Source organism: Staphylococcus sp. 510, assembly GCF_057219715.1.
Genome location: NZ_JBXVVK010000010.1, coordinates 1 through 17,730, shown reverse-complemented (window position 1 = coordinate 17,730; position 17,730 = coordinate 1). Strand labels below are relative to the sequence as shown.

Annotated in this window: 19 protein-coding genes; 17 read left to right on the top strand and 2 right to left on the bottom strand. The window is 31.2% G+C overall.

Annotated elements, in window-relative coordinates; genetic code table 11:
• Positions 1-84: 84 nt before the first annotated feature.
• The 17 genes from AC2D8K_RS08710 (at position 85) to AC2D8K_RS08630 (ending at position 15,660) form a co-directional block, all read left to right on the top strand.
• Positions 85-561, top strand: a complete 477-nt coding sequence (locus AC2D8K_RS08710) for a GNAT family N-acetyltransferase (RefSeq protein WP_002451072.1) — start codon at positions 85-87, stop codon at positions 559-561.
• Positions 562-631: 70 nt separating this feature from the next.
• Positions 632-1,930, top strand: a complete 1,299-nt coding sequence (locus AC2D8K_RS08705; RefSeq protein ID WP_002451071.1) for an HD domain-containing protein — start codon at positions 632-634, stop codon at positions 1,928-1,930.
• 67 nt (positions 1,931-1,997) lie between these two features.
• A complete protein-coding gene (locus AC2D8K_RS08700; protein WP_002451070.1) occupies positions 1,998-2,507 on the top strand; it encodes a YwhD family protein in 510 nt (169 codons plus the stop codon).
• Between the two features lie 602 nt (positions 2,508-3,109).
• On the top strand, positions 3,110-3,502 hold the full coding sequence (locus AC2D8K_RS08695) for a hypothetical protein (protein ID WP_002451069.1): 393 nt from the start codon (positions 3,110-3,112) through the stop codon (positions 3,500-3,502).
• A 94-nt stretch (positions 3,503-3,596) separates the two neighbouring features.
• Positions 3,597-3,731, top strand: coding sequence for a hypothetical protein (locus AC2D8K_RS08690; RefSeq protein ID WP_484698500.1), 135 nt, complete (start codon positions 3,597-3,599; stop codon positions 3,729-3,731).
• Positions 3,732-3,870: 139 nt separating this feature from the next.
• Entirely contained in the window at positions 3,871-4,284 is a 414-nt protein-coding gene (locus AC2D8K_RS08685) for a YwiB family protein (protein WP_002451067.1), read from the top strand.
• A complete protein-coding gene (argS, locus tag AC2D8K_RS08680; protein WP_002451066.1) occupies positions 4,284-5,945 on the top strand; it encodes an arginine--tRNA ligase in 1,662 nt (553 codons plus the stop codon). The genes AC2D8K_RS08685 and argS overlap by 1 nt, the downstream gene beginning before the upstream one ends.
• Positions 5,946-6,019: 74 nt before the next feature.
• Entirely contained in the window at positions 6,020-6,667 is a 648-nt protein-coding gene (locus tag AC2D8K_RS08675) for an endonuclease III domain-containing protein (RefSeq protein WP_037552033.1), read from the top strand.
• Positions 6,668-6,799: 132 nt separating this feature from the next.
• Complete coding sequence (locus tag AC2D8K_RS08670; protein ID WP_002451064.1) at positions 6,800-7,309, top strand: DUF805 domain-containing protein; 510 nt, start codon at positions 6,800-6,802, stop codon at positions 7,307-7,309.
• A gap of 172 nt (positions 7,310-7,481) precedes the next feature.
• The gene (locus tag AC2D8K_RS08665; RefSeq protein ID WP_484698498.1) at positions 7,482-8,828 is read left to right on the top strand and encodes an MATE family efflux transporter; all 1,347 of its coding nucleotides are present in this window, start codon (positions 7,482-7,484) and stop codon (positions 8,826-8,828) included.
• Between the two features lie 194 nt (positions 8,829-9,022).
• Complete coding sequence (locus tag AC2D8K_RS08660) at positions 9,023-9,919, top strand: ABC transporter substrate-binding protein (protein ID WP_002451062.1); 897 nt, start codon at positions 9,023-9,025, stop codon at positions 9,917-9,919.
• A gap of 145 nt (positions 9,920-10,064) precedes the next feature.
• A complete protein-coding gene (locus AC2D8K_RS08655; RefSeq protein WP_107533013.1) occupies positions 10,065-11,015 on the top strand; it encodes a FecCD family ABC transporter permease in 951 nt (316 codons plus the stop codon).
• 52 nt (positions 11,016-11,067) lie between these two features.
• Positions 11,068-11,790: an HAD family hydrolase gene (locus tag AC2D8K_RS08650; RefSeq protein WP_002451060.1), complete on the top strand. Its 723-nt coding sequence runs from the start codon at positions 11,068-11,070 to the stop codon at positions 11,788-11,790.
• Positions 11,774-12,580 (top strand): alpha/beta fold hydrolase, encoded by an 807-nt coding sequence (locus AC2D8K_RS08645; protein ID WP_002451059.1) that lies wholly within the window; start codon positions 11,774-11,776, stop codon positions 12,578-12,580. Before AC2D8K_RS08650 ends, AC2D8K_RS08645 begins: the two co-directional genes overlap by 17 nt.
• Before the next feature lie 141 nt (positions 12,581-12,721).
• Entirely contained in the window at positions 12,722-13,228 is a 507-nt protein-coding gene (locus AC2D8K_RS08640) for an SA0570 family protein (RefSeq protein WP_484698496.1), read from the top strand.
• A 322-nt stretch (positions 13,229-13,550) separates the two neighbouring features.
• Entirely contained in the window at positions 13,551-14,267 is a 717-nt protein-coding gene (locus AC2D8K_RS08635; protein ID WP_484698494.1) for a hypothetical protein, read from the top strand.
• 589 nt (positions 14,268-14,856) lie between these two features.
• Entirely contained in the window at positions 14,857-15,660 is an 804-nt protein-coding gene (locus AC2D8K_RS08630; RefSeq protein WP_002451056.1) for an alpha/beta fold hydrolase, read from the top strand.
• Positions 15,661-15,892: 232 nt separating this feature from the next.
• On the opposite strand, the gene sarA is transcribed toward AC2D8K_RS08630, so the two are convergent.
• Positions 15,893-16,267 (bottom strand): global transcriptional regulator SarA, encoded by a 375-nt coding sequence (sarA, locus tag AC2D8K_RS08625; RefSeq protein WP_002451055.1) that lies wholly within the window; start codon positions 16,265-16,267, stop codon positions 15,893-15,895.
• 352 nt (positions 16,268-16,619) lie between these two features.
• Positions 16,620-17,582 carry an efflux RND transporter periplasmic adaptor subunit gene (locus AC2D8K_RS08620; RefSeq protein ID WP_232501525.1) on the bottom strand — a complete coding sequence of 321 codons (963 nt, stop codon included), beginning with the start codon at positions 17,580-17,582 and terminating at the stop codon, positions 16,620-16,622.
• Positions 17,583-17,730 lie beyond the last annotated feature (148 nt).

Genomic DNA, 17,730 nt, shown 5'->3' with positions numbered 1-17,730 from the left:
TTTAATTCACTCTATTAAATGAATAGGATATATATGTGATATAATACATTTATTAATAACTTGGAATTGTTAGGGGAGACATACATGTATAGAGTTAGAGAAGCAACAAGTGCCGATGCGATAGCAATTAGAGATGTCGCAACAAAGGCTTGGTACAATACGTATTTAAATATTTATGCTGCAAGTACGATCAATGAATTATTAGCAGCCTCATATAATGAAGAACATTTGAAGAAACGTATGCAAGAACAACTATTTTTAGTTGCCGAAGAAGATGAAGAAATTGTTGGCTTTGCCAATTTTATTTATGGAGAAGAATTATATTTATCAGCACATTATGTACATCCTGAATCACAACATAAAGGATATGGGACACATTTATTAGAAAAAGGGTTAGAGGCATTTAAAGGAAAATATGATACGGTTTATTTAGAAGTAGATAATCAAAATAATGAAGGCATTTACTTCTATAATGAACAAGGATTTGAAACGGTTCGCTCATATCAACCTGAAATGTATGGCGAAGTTATGAATTTGGCTTTAATGAAAAAGACGTTCTAAGACATTTGTCATAAATATATATCAAAGACAGAGACATTGATGAAAGTCTCACATAAAAAGGAGGTATTACATGACACAATCATCGTATACAACGAGTAAATTAGCAGAGGAAAAGGTATTTAAAGATCCTATACATAGGTATATCCACGTTAAAGACCAATTGATTTGGGATTTAGTTAAGACAAAAGAATTTCAACGATTACGTAGAATTAAGCAACTTGGCACATTATATCTTTCCTTTCATACAGCTGAACATAGTCGTTTTGGTCACTCTTTAGGCGTTTATGAAATTGTTCGCCGCATGATAGATGAAACGTTTGAAGGTCGTGACGCGTGGGATAACAATGATCGTCCTCTTGCTTTATGTGCTGCATTGTTACATGATTTGGGTCATGGCCCTTTCTCTCATAGCTTTGAAAAGATTTTCAATACGGATCACGAAGCGTTTACTCAGGCGATTATTACAGGTGATACTGAAGTAAATGAAGTGCTAAGTCGTGTGTCAGATACATTTCCTCAAGAAGTGGCAGATGTGATTAATAAAACACATCACAATAAACTAGTTATTTCTATGATATCGTCTCAAATTGATGCTGATAGAATGGACTATTTACAACGCGATGCGTATTTTACTGGCGTGTCTTATGGTGCGTTTGATATGGAACGTATATTACGATTAATGCGTCCATCAAAAGACGAAGTGTTAATTAAAGAAAGCGGTATGCATGCAGTTGAAAATTTTATCATGAGTCGTTATCAAATGTATTGGCAAATTTATTTCCATCCAGTTAGTCGAGGTGGAGAAGTATTGCTTAATAATTGTTTGAAAAGAGCAAAGCAATTATATAATGAAGGTTATCAATTTAAAAAATCACCAGAAGATTTTATTCCATTCTTTGAAGGCACAATGACAATTCAACAATATGTAGATTTAGATGAAGCGGTTGTCTTATATTATTTGAAAAAATGGATTGATGAAGATGACGAGATTTTAAGTGATTTATCACGTCGTTTTATTAATCGTGATTTATTTAAATACATTCCATTTGATGGTTCGATTATTACCATCTCTGAACTTCAAGAATTGTTTGAAGCAGGTGGTATTAATCCGGATTATTATTTCGTGAGCGAATCATTTTCTGACTTGCCTTATGATTATGATAGACCGGGTTCCAATCGTAAACCAATTCATTTATTAAGACGAGATGGTACGATAAGAGAAATTAGTAATCAATCCCTAGTGATAAATAGTATTACAGGAATTAATAGAGAAGATTATAAATTGTACTACCCTAAAGAATTAGTTTTAAATATTGAAGATGACATGATTAAAGGCTCTATTATCAATCTATTAAATGAATTAAATTAATGATTTGATAGAATGTGCTAGCTCATTTAATATAGTAATCAGTTGAAAATTGTATGAGGAGGTACCGATGGTGACTGAGAAAAAAGGATTTAATTTTAACATCATAAAAAATGACCCATTAGATGGCCATAAAGGTACAAATATCGGTTCAATTAGTTTAGATAATATTGCGCCTGTCTTTATAGATGTTGAGAATCAAGAAGCTTTTGTTGATATTGGTGGTATGCATGCCCGTGCCAAAGTTGAAAAAGGCGTAAAATGGATTACAGATAAATCAGAAGTAGAAGGCGAAGAAGCTAAAGAATACTGGTTATGTTGGGTTACAACTGAAAGAGGCGAAAACGGTCCTTATTATGCAGGTGTAACGGCATGTTACTTATTAGTAAACAAAAGTATTAGACGTGGATATAAGAGTATGCCAGAACACGTTAATATGATGGATAAATCAATGAAACATCAAATTATTATCGACCATATTGGTGAAGACAATAAAAAAGTATTAAAAACATTTTTACAAAATCATAATGAAGAAATGTGGAACAACTCTACAGAAGAATTGTTTAAGGCATTGGGATAAACCCAATTGTAAATGTAAATGAATTTTATCTAAACAATTAGAGTTTTAACTTAATATTAATTTGATATTATAGGTTACTTTTCCTTATAAAAAATATAGGAAGAAGTAACCTTATTTTTATAAGGGTATTAATATTTAAAGTATTATTTTTGAAATATATTAATAAAATGTTTGAAAGTATTAACAAATTCATCAAAAAAATGTATATTTAAATTAAATAAAAAATAAGGAGGTATTATATGTCTGAACAATAAAAAGATAACAATGCGTTAGTTTTTATAATCCTTGGATGGGTCTTTTCTGGGTTATCACTAATTATACTGCCAATTATATTTGGTCCAGCAGGTGTTGTTTTTGGGGCTTTAACAATTAGTAAAGGTAAAAAAGTACATGGTATAGTTATTATCATTGCTGCAATTGTTTTTGCATTAATTGGATTTACATTAGGTTATATTATTGCTTCGCAAGCAGGTCTTTAAATTTTATAAATAATTACATAAAACTATAAATAAGCTACTCATTTCTATTTAGAAATGAGTAGCCAGTTTTTTAAAGTAGTCATTATCTATATTCAATCTAAAAGAGAATAGGGGGATGGGTTTATGCAATTCAAATTAAAAGAAGAAGAACTGATTGATTTTTTAGAATTGAAATTTCCGGAATACACCTTTGTTAAAGGTAGACTTCTAGTGGGACAACATAAACAAGAAGATTTGCATGTCTATTATTTAGGGGAAGAAACGTTGGCATGTTTAACTATTGCATTTAAAACATTTGAAATTAGAGACGCTGACATTTTAGATTATGAACCGTTAAAAGAAATTCGTCTCAAAGATGGTTTGCTATTTAGGAAAATGCAAATCATTACTGACGGTGGCATACTAAAATACGGTACGTCTAAAGCGTTATTAACGGACTTCCAAAATGACAATTACAATCAATTTATTGATGGTAATAAGGAAAAAGTGATTTATAAAGATGGTACCTTTCAATAATTAATAAACGTGGATAAATCATATTTACTCATAGTTATGATGATGATAATATAAAAAAAGAAATAAATATCATTATAGAATATGAGGTAAAAAAATGAATAAATTAATATTCATGACAACACTGATTTTCGGCATCGTATATTTCTATAAGTATCAACTTGTAAAAAGTAAATATCAAAGACATATTGTTGAAATAGAATCATTAGAAGATGTTATTGAGGTTAGATAGTATGAAATGAGTGGATAAGCTATTTTTGGCTTATCCGCTTTTTATATTTATTAATAAATTAAATCCCCCAATACTACAAGCAATAGGGCAATTATGCTATAATATCATGTATTATTGTGTAGGATAAGGGAGTAGTAAATTGGAAAATAATGTTAAAATCCAAACGAAACAGATAATTAAACAAAATGGCGAAAAAGAGAAGTTTGATTTTACTACTGAAGGATCATGGCACAAACGTCAATCTCACATCATTAGATATACTGAACATATAGATGATGCTAATGTTAACGTAACCATTAAAATAGAAGAAGATGGCGTAAAATTGATTCGAAAAGGCGATATTAATATGAACTTTCATTTTGTAGAAGGTGCTGAAACAACTACATTTTATGATATACCTGCAGGCCGTATTCCGTTAAATGTTAAAACGTTAAGTATTCTACATTTTGTTACCCCAGATGGTGGTAAACTGAAAGTACATTACGAATTATTTCAAAATGAAGAGAAGATGGGTTCATACCAATACGAAATAAATTACAAGGAGTTAGGCTAATGAACATAATAGAACAAGTCAAACAGACGCTAGTTGAAGAAATTGAAGCAAGTATTAAAAAAGCTGAATTAGCAAATGACATTCCAGAAATTAAAATAGAGATTCCTAAAGATGTAAAAAATGGCGACTATTCAACGAATATTGCAATGGTACTTACTAAAATAGCTAAACGTAATCCACGTGAAATTGCACAAGCCATCGTGGATCATTTAGATGCTAGTAAAGCGCATGTTAAAAAGGTAGATATTGCTGGGCCAGGATTTATCAATTTTTATTTAGATAACCAATATTTAACAGATATTATTCCAGAAGCTATTCAAAAAGGCGATCAGTTCGGTAAAGCAGAAGCATCTAAAAATAAAAATATTTTACTTGAATATGTATCAGCCAATCCAACAGGAGACTTGCATATTGGCCATGCGCGTAATGCGGCAGTTGGTGATACATTAGCTAATATTTTAATAGCAGCAGGTTATCATGTGACACGTGAATATTATATTAATGATGCCGGTAATCAAATTTCAAATCTTGCACGTTCAATTGAAACACGTTTCTTTGAAGCATTAGGTGATAACAGTTATGAAATGCCAGAAGATGGCTATAATGGTAAAGATATCGTTGAAATCGGTAAAGATTTAGCGGATAAACACCCAGAAATCAAAGATTATAGTGATGACGAACGTCTGAAGACATTTAGACAACTTGGTGTTGATTATGAAATGTCTAAATTGAAGAAAGATTTATCAGACTTCAATACACATTTTGATAATTGGTTTAGTGAAACGTCTCTTTATGAAAAAGGCGAGATTAAAGAAGTATTAGCTAAAATGAATGACTTAGGTTACACATATGAAGCGGATGGTGCAACTTGGTTACGTACATCGGATTTTAAAGATGACAAAGACAGAGTGTTAATCAAAAAAGATGGCAATTACACTTATTTCTTACCTGACATTGCTTATCATTTTGATAAAGTACAACGTGGTAATGATATTTTAATTGATTTAATGGGTGCTGACCATCACGGTTATATCAACCGTTTGAAAGCATCTCTAGAAACATTTGGTGTAGATAGTGATCGCTTAGAAATTCAAATTATGCAAATGGTACGTCTAATGCAAAATGGCGAAGAAGTTAAAATGAGTAAACGTACAGGTAATGCTATTACATTACGTGAAATTATGGATGAAGTCGGTGTCGATGCGGCACGTTATTTCTTAACAATGCGTAGCCCTGATACACACTTTGATTTTGATATGGAATTAGCGAAAGAACAATCGCAAGATAACCCAGTTTATTATGCACAATATGGTCATGCACGTATTTGTTCTATCTTAAAACAAGCTAAAGAACAAGGTATAGACATTAGTACGGACGTTGATTTTTCAAAAATCACTAATGAAAAAGCAATTGAATTATTGAAAAAAGTGGCAGAGTTTGAACCAACAATTGAAAGTGCAGCAGACTCAAGAGCACCACATCGTATGACAAATTATATTCAAGATTTAGCGTCACACTTCCATAAATTCTATAATGCTGAAAAGGTATTAACAGATGATATTGAAAAAACAAAAGCTCACATTGCGCTTGTAGAAGCAGTAAGAATTACTTTAAACAATGCATTAGCATTAGTTGGCGTATCTGCACCGGAGACAATGTAATATTAAATTTGATTAAACCCTTATAGCTCTATGGTTATAAGGGTGTTTTTATGACTATGAAAATGGGGGATATTTTGTTACAAACAGAAGAATTATATAACATTTTATATCAAAACATGGGTCCTCAACATTGGTGGCCTGCAGACAGTAACATTGAAATGATGTTAGGAGCGATACTTGTTCAAAACACTAATTGGAGAAATGCAGATTTAGCTTTACAATCATTAAAAGAAGCAACGGATTTTAACCCGAAATATATATTAAATATGCCATTAGAAGACTTACAAATGGTGATTAAATCTAGTGGTTTCTATAAAAATAAGGCTAAAGCGATTCATGCATTGTTCTTATGGTTAGATCAACATCATTTTGATTATAATGGTATTGTTACACAATACAGGGATGATCTTAGAAAAGAATTATTAAGCATACGTGGCATTGGCAGTGAAACAGCGGATGTATTAATCGTGTATATTTTTGGTGGGGTTGAGTTTATCCCAGATAGTTACACGAGACGATTATATGCCAAACTCGGTTATACGAATACGGATAGTTACGATAAATTTAAAAAAGAAATACAATTACCTTCAACATTTACCAATCAAGATGCGAATGAATTCCATGCATTGTTAGATAACTTCGGTAAAAATTACTTTAATATTAAGAATGGTACACATTATACATTTTTAGATACTTATTTTGAATCATCTGTCAATGATTAGACGACCAAAATGTATTAGTTCTTTTAAAGTAAATATGTTTTTTAATTAATTGAAAAATTCTAGTCATATTGAATGATAATTGATAAATTATATAATAGATATTGAAATAAATTTTTGTGAAAGGGGTACAAAATGTTAAGGTCTTATAAAGCGTTTTGGCAAAAGGCATTGATATTAGAGGGTAGGACACGAAGAAAAGATTTTTGGTGGCCGGTTTTATTTAACATGATTTGTTTATTAATGATTGCGATTATTGCATCGTTAATATTAGTACCACTTCAGCATGGAAAAATCATTTATGACACTGTCTTTTATATCGTGTATCTCATTTTTACAGTACCGATGTTTACAATTTCTGTAAGGCGATTTCACGATATTGGAAAAGGTAAAACGATACCCGTCATCTATTTAGTATTAACCCTTTTAAACCCGATAAATCAAATGGCAAATGACTATGGATGGTTTTCTCAACTAGAGCATTTAAATATTGTTGTCATTATTGTATTATCTATTATGGCAATTATATTTGCCATTGGAAGTATTGTTATTTCAATTATGGCATTAGTGTATTGTGTTCAAGACAGTGAAAAAGGTACGAACCAATATGGACCAAATCCTAAAGAACACATGCTTGAAACATAAAAGTTATCAAATTAATTTCAATCTACTGCATTACAAGTTGGTCTACTTGTAGTGCAGTTTTTATTTTGTATGGCTTAATTTCTTATATGGGTTAAATTGACATGATATATGGGAATAGATATCATAAATGAATTGATATATGAAAAGTTACAAATACAAAGGGGGTGTCTGAATGCCGAGTCAGCAACGTGATTTTACACATGGCAATATATTTAAAGGATTGGTTTTATTTTCAGGCCCCATCATGTTAACCAATCTACTTCAAACCTCATTTCAAATTATAGATAGCTTATGGGTAGGAAATTTATTAGGGGCTCACGCACTGGGTGCTGTGGCGATTTCCACTACTATTTTAATAACAATACTTTCATTTATTTTAGGTTTAAATAATGCAGTTTTAACGATATTATCTCAATATTACGGTAAAAAAGACTATAAAGGTCTTAAGCAATATTTAAATGCATTTGTTGTTGTGATGACGTCAATGGCTCTATTATTTGGTGTGGTTGGATTCATATTTTCAAAACATTTACTATTATTGATTGGTACGCCCACCACTTTATTAGGACAAGCAACGACATATTTGCAGATTAGTTTTTTAGGTATTTTATTCTTATTTGGTTATAACTTTGTAAATACGGTATCGCGTGCACTCGGAGATAGTAAGACACCCATGCGTATTGTATTTTTAGCAGTAGTACTTAATGCTATTTTAGCGCCATTATTTATTGGTGTTTTTCAATTAGGTATGGTTGGTGCCGCATTATCGACAGTCGTATCACAAGGCCTAGCTTTTCTGTATAGTTTATATCATTCACTTAAGCATCAACTTATTCCTTTTACAGTCCCTAAACTGCCTCAAAAAGATGAAGTCATCTTAATTTTGAAATTAGGTATACCCGCAGGCTTACAGATGGCAGTGATTCAAGGTGGTAATGCCGCTATACTTAGTGTGGTTACCCAATTTGGTGGTGACACTGTAGCAGGGTTTAGTGCTTCTCAAAGGGTAGACAGTTTAATTATGTTACCGGCAATGGCACTTGGAACTGCAGTGAATAGTATGGCAGGTCAGAATATTGGTGTCGGTAACTGGAAGAGAGTTCGTCAAATTGCGAAAGTATCAGTATTATATAATTTCGCTATTATGATTACTATTGCCATAGTTGTAATGGTAGTTGCAGAATTTGCTATTAAGTTCTTTATACAGGATAAACAAGCTGTTGATTTTGGTACGCACTATTTACGTATTGTAGCGCTTTGTTTTCCATTTTTAGGATTGAATTTTGTATTAAATGGTATCGTAAGGGCATCTGGTGCAATGTACCAAGTATTAGTTTTAAATATTATTTCATTTTGGATACTACGGTTTCCATTAACAGGACTATTCTCAAAAATGTTTGGCCAAATAGGTATTGGTATGGGCATCGGTACAGGTTTTATCATTAGTAGTTTATTTGCATTTGCCTATTATCAATTTGGCAAATGGGACCAAAAAGTTATACTTGAAGACCATGATTAGAAAAGGTTAAAAACTAACATTAAAATATCAAATAGCATACTTGGGATATCCTATTACTATAAAAATAGTGATAGGATATTTTTATTAAAAATATTTTAAAATGATTTGAAAATCTAATGAAAAATATGTGAAATTTGATATGATAAAATGAAGTGATATACATATTAAAATAAAAATGAATGGAATGAGCAAACATGAAACGTAATTTTTGGATAATTATGATGTCATTATTGATAATTCTTGCAGGATGCAGCCAAAATGATCAGCATCAATCAGATAAAGGTTCTAAAAATCAATCTACTACAGGTAAGACACCATATCATCGTATTGTTTCATTGATGCCAAGTAATACTGAAATTTTATATGAACTTGGACTAGAAAATCGTATTGTGGGTGTGTCTACCGTTGATGACTATCCTAAAAATGTTAAAAAAGGGAAAAAGCAATTTGATGCGATGAATTTGAATAAAGAAGCCTTGTTAAAGGCAAAACCTGATTTAATATTAGCACACGAATCTCAAAAATCATCTTCGGGCAAGGTTTTAGATGCTTTGAAAAAAGAGGGTGTGAAAGTTGTTTACGTTAAAGATGCACAATCACTTAAAGAAACATATGAGACATTTAAATCAATTGGGAAGTTAACCCATCGTGAAAAGCAAGCCAATCAGTTAGTAAATGAAACTAAAGATAATGTCGACAAAGTGATTCAATCCATCCCTAAACACCAAAAGCAACCAAAAGTATTTATGGAAGTATCATCTCAACCAGAGATATATACTGCCGGTAAACATACATTCTTTAATGATATGTTAAAACAATTAGATACTAAAAATAGCTTTGATGATATTGATGGTTGGAAATCAGTCAGTAAAGAAAGCATCGTCAAACACAATCCAGATATTTTAATATCTACGGAAGGAAAGTCACAGGCTGAATATGAAAAAATCATTGAAAAACGTGGTGGCTTTGATAAAACGAATGCTGTGAAACATCATCGTATTGAAACAGTTAATGGTGATGAAATATCACGCCCAGGTCCAAGAATAGACGACGGCTTAAAAGAACTAAGGGATGCTATTTATCAAAAATAATGATTTCTAAAAGTACTAGTACACATGAAGCAGATATATAATGAACGATGTCAGTTAGCTATGTCAATGTGAGACTAGTACTTTTTTGATTTAAAGTTTGTTATGATGGGCACAATAATGAAAATGTATTAGAAATGAGAGTATTATGAAAAAGATAAAGGTTATTTTAATTTGGACATTGATATTAACTGTCACTATTCTAATGAGTTTAATGTGGCAAATTGGTGACTTGTCTGATCCGTTTAACCAAACAATTTTATTGAAAGTAAGACTACCTAGGGTGTTAGAAGCATTACTTACTGGAGCGACATTAACATTGGCTGGGCAAATGTTTCAGACGGTACTCAATAATCCACTTGCAGATAGTTTTACATTGGGTTTAGCCAGTGGTGCTACGTTTGGTTCAGGCTTAGCCTTATTTTTAGGACTGAGCTTTTTATGGATACCCTTCTTTTCAATAGGATTTAGCCTCATAACGCTAATCATTGTATTAAGTCTAACGATGGCGTTATCTACGGGGTACCCTGTTCGTGTATTGATTCTACTTGGATTGATGATAGGGGCATTATTTAATGCTTTATTATATATATTGATATTGATAAAACCGCAGAAGTTAAATACAGTGGCGAATTATTTATTTGGCGGCTTTGCTTCTGCAGAAATTGAAAATGATATCATGATAGCCATTGTATTGGCATTGTCAGTTATGGGTCTAGGATTATTATTACGTCCAATTAAATTATTGCAACTAGGAGAGTTGAAAGGGCAATCGTTAGGTTTAAATGTACAACGTATGACCTTTATGGTACTTACCATAGCCTCTGTTGTCACAGCTGTTGTAGTCGCTTATGTAGGTATTATTGGCTTCATTGGCATGATTGTGCCTCAATTGATTCGACGTTATTATTGGCGTTTTGAGCTCGGAATGCAAATGGTTTTAAATATCATCATTGGTGCAATAGTGATGGCGTTAGCTGATTTTATAGGTAGTATTGTGATTCATCCCATACAAATACCTGCTAGTATTATAATGGCGTTATTAGGTATTCCGGTATTATGTTATATTTTATTATCACAATCTAAAGTATTACGCTAATGTCATTCATTTGCTAAAATAAGAATTAATAAACGATGAAGAGGTTAAAAAGATGGATTTGAGTCATATAAAAGCAATCGTATTCGATTTAGAAGGCACATTGCTAGATAGAGTAAAATCACGTGAGAAATTTATTGAAGAACAATATGAAAGATTTCATGATTATTTTGTACATGTACAATTAGCTGATTTTAAGAATAAGTTCATTGAGTTAGATGACGATGAAGACAATGACAAGCCAGATTTATATAAAGCTATAATTAAACAATTTCATATCGATCGTTTAACCTGGAAAGATTTATTTAATGATTTTGAAATGCATTTTTATCGTTACGTATTTCCATATTATGACACGTTATATACACTAGAACGATTATCTAAAGCAGATTATCTTATTGGGGTAATTGCTAATGGTAAATCTAAAATTAAACAATTTAGACTACACTCACTAGGTATCATGCATGTCATTAATTACTTATCAACATCTGAAACTGTAGGTTTTCGTAAACCACATCCAAAGATATTTGAGGATATGATTGATCAATTAGATGTCAAAGCAGATGAAATTATGTACGTTGGAGACGATGCTTTAAACGATGTTGCACCAGCACGTGCAATGGGAATGGTAAGTGTTTGGTTCAAACAAGAAGATGCAGAAATAGAACCACTTGAAGAGGAAGTTGATTTTACCATTACCACGATTGAAGAATTATTGGATATTTTACCGAAGAATTTTAATTTAGAAGGAGAACGATCTAATGGATTTATTTACTAGAAATGATGGTACAACACTACATTACAATACATTAGGTGAAGGATACCCAGTTGTGTTGATTCACACTGCATACGACAACTATACGGTATTTAATGATGTAGCTAAAAAGTTAGCAAAGTCATTCCAAGTGGTACTGATTGATTTAAGAGGGCATGGTTATTCTGACAAACCGAGACATATTGCATTCCAAGAATTTGCGGATGATATCATAGCATTACTAGACTTTATATATATCGACCAAGCCGCATTTATTGGACATGAAATGGCTGCCATGATTATTGCAGATTTATCAGTAAGATATCCTGGCTATGTATCTTCATTAACATTCGTCAATCCTACATCAGTTGAAGGAGAACTACCAGAAGAGCGTTTGTTTAGAAAATATGCCCATACCATTCGTAACTGGGATGATGAAAAACAATCGAAATTCTTGAATGATAAAAAATATTACAAACCACGTAAAATGAATAAGTTTTTAAAACATGTCGAAGATACAAATTCAATTTCAACTAAAGAAGAAATTCAAGCAATTGAAGATGTATTTAAATCAACAGGCATCTCCGATGTTTTTTCAAAAGTAGCGGCACCTACATTAATTATTGCAGGAGAATATGGTGAAAGAACGACAACGCTTGAAGCTAAAGAAGTTGTTGATTTAATCGAACATGGGGACTTTTTAGTATATAACACTTCAAGTTTATATCCATTTGTAGAAGAAGAACAACGATTTATAGATGATGTGACGCAATTTATTACAGAGCATTGCCCAATTAGAAAAAATCATAATTAATGATTGAGGTTTGATAGATAACTACGACTTAAGTATTAAACTTTGTAATAATTTTGTAATGATGTTGTCATATTAGTAATATTTGTAGTATACTGTGATTAAGCACAAGAAAGAGATATTGATATAAAGGAGAGAGTGCTTATGAAAAAGTTAATGGCATCATTACTTGTTTCAGGACTAGTTGTCACAGGAGTAAACGTTAATCACGTCGAAGCAGCAACTGGTAATTCAATTCAAACAGTTCAACAAATCACACAAGGTGATCAATCATTAGAAAATGTAAAATTAGGCGAATCAATGCAAAGCGTCTTAGGTAAATATAGCAGTCCTATTTATTCTTATAATGAAAATGGTTCAGAACATTACTATGAATTTAGAACAAATAAAGGTGTATTATTAGTAACAGCAGATGGTAAAAAAGATAGAGGTCATGTGACACATGTATCTATGACTTATAATAAAGCTAACGGTCCAACATATAATGCAGTTAAACGCAGTGTAAGTCCAAATGCTTCTAGTCGCGTTCATTATAATCATGTTACTGGTAACTTTGGATATATCAAAGATAAAAATGCTAGCTATCAATTTAGTTCAAATTCACCTAAAGATAAAAATGTTAAACTATATAGAGTAGATTTAGGTAAATAATACGTCATCAATATTTTAAATATGAATAGCCGACAAACCGATGTTGAGTTACTTTTTTAAGTTTCTTACAGTGTTTGTCGGTTATTTTGTGTGTAATGATTGATGTCAAGGTTTTATCGTTATAAAGGATAATGACTCATTTTTGATATAAAATAAAAATAAGGTTGAAGAAATGGGAATTCAATTATGTTACAATGCTATATTGATAGTAAGAAAAAGTAATTAAAATGCATGTCGGAAGTAAATACGGATAGGAAATGTCTGCCGTAATTGAAGTTAAGATTAACAAAGCATCTAGAAAGCGTAATTAAAGGAGCTTAACATGAGGACAAATGATAAAGTACTACTCGAAAATATAAATGACTACTTTAGTCATAAGAGAATGTCACCAAACCTTATAGATGATATTAAAGAAAAGTTTCGTATAGATATTCAAAAGTCAGAGGCAAAAGATCAAGATTACATAGAGTATAGACAGAAATCGCCAGCACAAATTATTTTAATTATACAACGTAATCTATTTGCGCTTGAACTTAATCCTATCATCTTTTTTATTATTAATTTTATATTGATTTCATATTTATATGACAAGCAATATGTGCAATTTCAAGCGATTACAGGCATTAGCTTGTTTTACAGCATAGTGATTTTTCCAATATCCATATTGATTTATCATCGAATCAATAAAAAAAATTATCTCTACAGTAATCGATATGAAATGATAGGCGGATTTATAATAGCTGCAATAGCGTTGATACTTATTATTATGCAAGGATTCCATTTCAATTGGTCGATTATACCTATATCTATGTATGGTCATCAATTTGTATTCTTTGTGGGTATTATTTTATGTATTGCAGGAATCTATTTAAAAAAATTAGAATTTACTGGGTTAGGATTGTTAGTTTGTCAAAAAACGATTGATGCGATGGTATCCAATCCAGATATCGCACAAATTTTCTCATTAGTTATATGGATTCTATTAGTGATATTAATTATTTACTGTACAATTAAATTATCAGAGAGAACAAGAAGTTAAAAAAGTTGGGAGAAGGTCTTCATTCGTATTTCGAATGAAGGCTTTTTTCTTTAGAAAGGAGAATGATCTACACATGAGCTATAAATGATTTGGTCAACGAAATGACCCTAATGGATATCTAGTCATCCTTGCGAGGGTAACACTAAGAAATTAAAAATTTCAGAGTAACGCCCTAAGAAGTTCAAAGCAATTTCTTGCAGAAGGGGAGGAACGCCTGAGCTAAAGCTCATGACACGCAGTAGATGACTGATATCAATGGACGTTACACTAATTGATACCTAGTCATCCTTGCGGGGGTAACACTAAGAAATTAAAAATTACAGAGTAACGCCCTAAGAAGTTCAAAGCAATTTCTTGCAGAAGGGAAGGAACACCTGAGCTAAAGCTCATGATACGCAGTAGATGACTGATATCAATGGACGTTACACTAATTGATACCTAGTCATCCTTGCGGGGGTAACACTAAGAAATTAAAAATTACAGAGTTACTCCCTAAGAAGTTCAAAGCAATTTCTTGCTAAGAACTTCTAAATATTGGCATAAAGGTATTTTCAAATGGGTATAGTACATACTAAAGGGAGGTGCCACTATGGACAAAATTCAATTAGGCAATGGTATTGAAATTGCTTATCGTGATGTAGGGCAAGGCATTCCCATCGTATTAATTCATGGATTAGATGGCAACTTAGCAGCATTTAAACAATTATCAGAACGGTTAAGTGATCGCTATAGAGTCATAACTTATGATGTACGTGGTCATGGGAAATCATCTAGATGTGATTCTTTTGATTTAGAGGATCATATTGAAGATTTGTATATATTAATGGAGCAATTAAATATTAGCTCTGCACATATCTTAGGACATGATATGGGTGGATTAATCGGTAAAAGATTTACCGAAAAATATCCATTTAAGACAATTTCATTAACTGCAGTTGCTTCAAAAAGAGAGGATATTACTCACGGATTTACTAAATTAATGGTGGAACATCAAGATTTAGTTGCAGGTTTTAATAAATCGGAGGCAGTTCTTTTACTTTTTCCAATTTTATTTAAAGAGCAAGACAATACAATGAGATGGTTCCAAGATCAAAGAATGTATTATAGACCATCATCAGAGGAAAGTGCTATCGCTATTAGAGCGCTAATCTCTTATAATGCACAAGAACAAGAAGAACGTCCATTGGTCAACGTACCAACATTAATCATTAATGGATTTTATGATCCTTTGATTAAGGATAAAAATAATTATTGTGTAGACGATCATTTTGAAAATATTACTAAAATGGTATTTAATGACTCAGGTCATGCGCCACATATCGAAGAACCAGAAAAATTTGAGAGTGTATATACAGATTTTATTAGTTCAATTGAACAATGGATTGAAAGATAACGATTGACTCAAAAAGGGATTTTATCACACGTGCACATTGCACGAGGATAAAATCCCTTTTGATTTCAGACACGTTATATACTTTTTCAAATCTATTTATCATTAAAAAATACCTATCTTTTCAAAGATAGGTATGAGATGGTTAGATATTTACATTGAAATCTATTAAGTTGTTAGATTAACTGTTTATATCTATCTATCTCTTATCAAACATCATCACTTGAGTTGAAGCTTAGACTTCGTTTTCGTCATTAGCTTCAGTGATTCGTTTGTTAACACGTTTTAATAATTCATCGATTTTTTTACGTTGTTTAGTATTAACTAAAATTAATACTGTTCTTTCATCATGTTCATTACGTTTTTTGTCGAAATAATCTTCTTGTGATAAGTTTTTAACAGCTTTTACAACTTGTGGTTGTTTGTAGTTTAAGTGGTTAATAATATCTTTAAGATAGTATTCCTCTTCTTTGTGTTCACTAATATAAGTTAAAACTGCGAATTCCTCAAAGCTAATTGAGAATTCTTTTTTGATAATACTTTTTAATTTGTCAGCATAAGTGACCATTGCTAGTAATTCGAAGCAATCATTTATTTTTGAAATAGCCATTACTGAAACCTCCCTATTATATACACTTACATATACCTCTATAAGTGCTTTTACCCGATTTTATATATTTATATCTTTTTTTTGAAAAATACGAAGTGTCTGCCATAATTTAGTATTAAATTAATTTAAAGAATTATATTTAATGCTATATTATTTAGTTAATTATAACTAAATAAAATTAAGAAGTAAACAAATAAGTGTTTATAAAACAAATTATTGATTGTGATATATCTTTTTTTCTTAAAAATAGCATTTTTCTAATTCAAATTTATCATAGCAAATTCAAATTTTCTGTAATTTAATAAAAAAACAACTAAAAAGTAAAGTTTTTGAAATGATTATTACAAATAACTTATTTATAAACCTTTTTTAAAGATGCTGAAGGCGTAGAAACAACGTTTTCATTCAACATTAATCCTTGTGTAACATTTATATACCCATGTTGCTTAGCAGTATTGTATTTAATTTCTCGTTTTACGATTTTATTTTTTAGTTTAACGAGGACATACTTGCTTTCTACTAATGCACTTTTAGGGATACGTATATGATCAGAATAGAGTCTAACTTTGAAGTGGGTGCCGATATCATAATGTGGTTGAGTCGATATTTCAATTTGATACATGGATGTTTGCTTATTAATTTGTTTTGGAATATTTGAAATATATTTAACTTTTCCAATGAATCGATTTTTATCATTAGAATAGATTGAAATATTTTGATTTATTTTTAATAAATCTTTTTCAGATTCTGATATAGTAGCACGAATAATACGTTCTTTGCTATTGATTTGCATTATAGGCTGATTATTTTTAGAAGGAGATTTGTTTAGCATATGTATATAGCCGCTAATAGGGGTATAAGTTTGCGTATAAACTTCTGATTTATCTTTTAAGAATTGTGATTGATGAAGTGTTCTTTCTGTTAGTTGTTGCTGTTGGGAAGATGATAATTTAGGGAAGTTGTGCTGGATTTGTTTGAGAGTTAGTTGTTGCTGATCATCAAGTTGTGTTGCTTTCGATGGGTTGAAATATTCTAAAAGCGGGGAATTCTTTTTTACATAAGTATGGGGTTTAACGAATAGTCTATGGATGTAGCCATATTGTTTGTCGTAATAAAGAGTGAAAGTTTCGACAGCTTCTTGCGTGCCTATAGTAGAAAGTAAGGTTTCATGTTTAGTCTTAATTGTTTTAACTTGGTCAAGCTGATCGGGAGAATGAGAAGAACGATAAAGGTAAAAACCGAATCCTGAGGAAATAATGGTTAATAGAAGTATTAAAGAAAATATTATCGTTTTGTTTAAGTTCAATATGTTCACCTCGGTGGAGTAAGATGTGATTATTATACTACAAAAATAGAATTGTAAAAATATTAAAACAAAATATTATTTGAAATGGTGTCATAACTATTTGATAGAGTTACAGATTATGAAAAAACACGATTTAGATGATAAAAAAAGAGGTCTG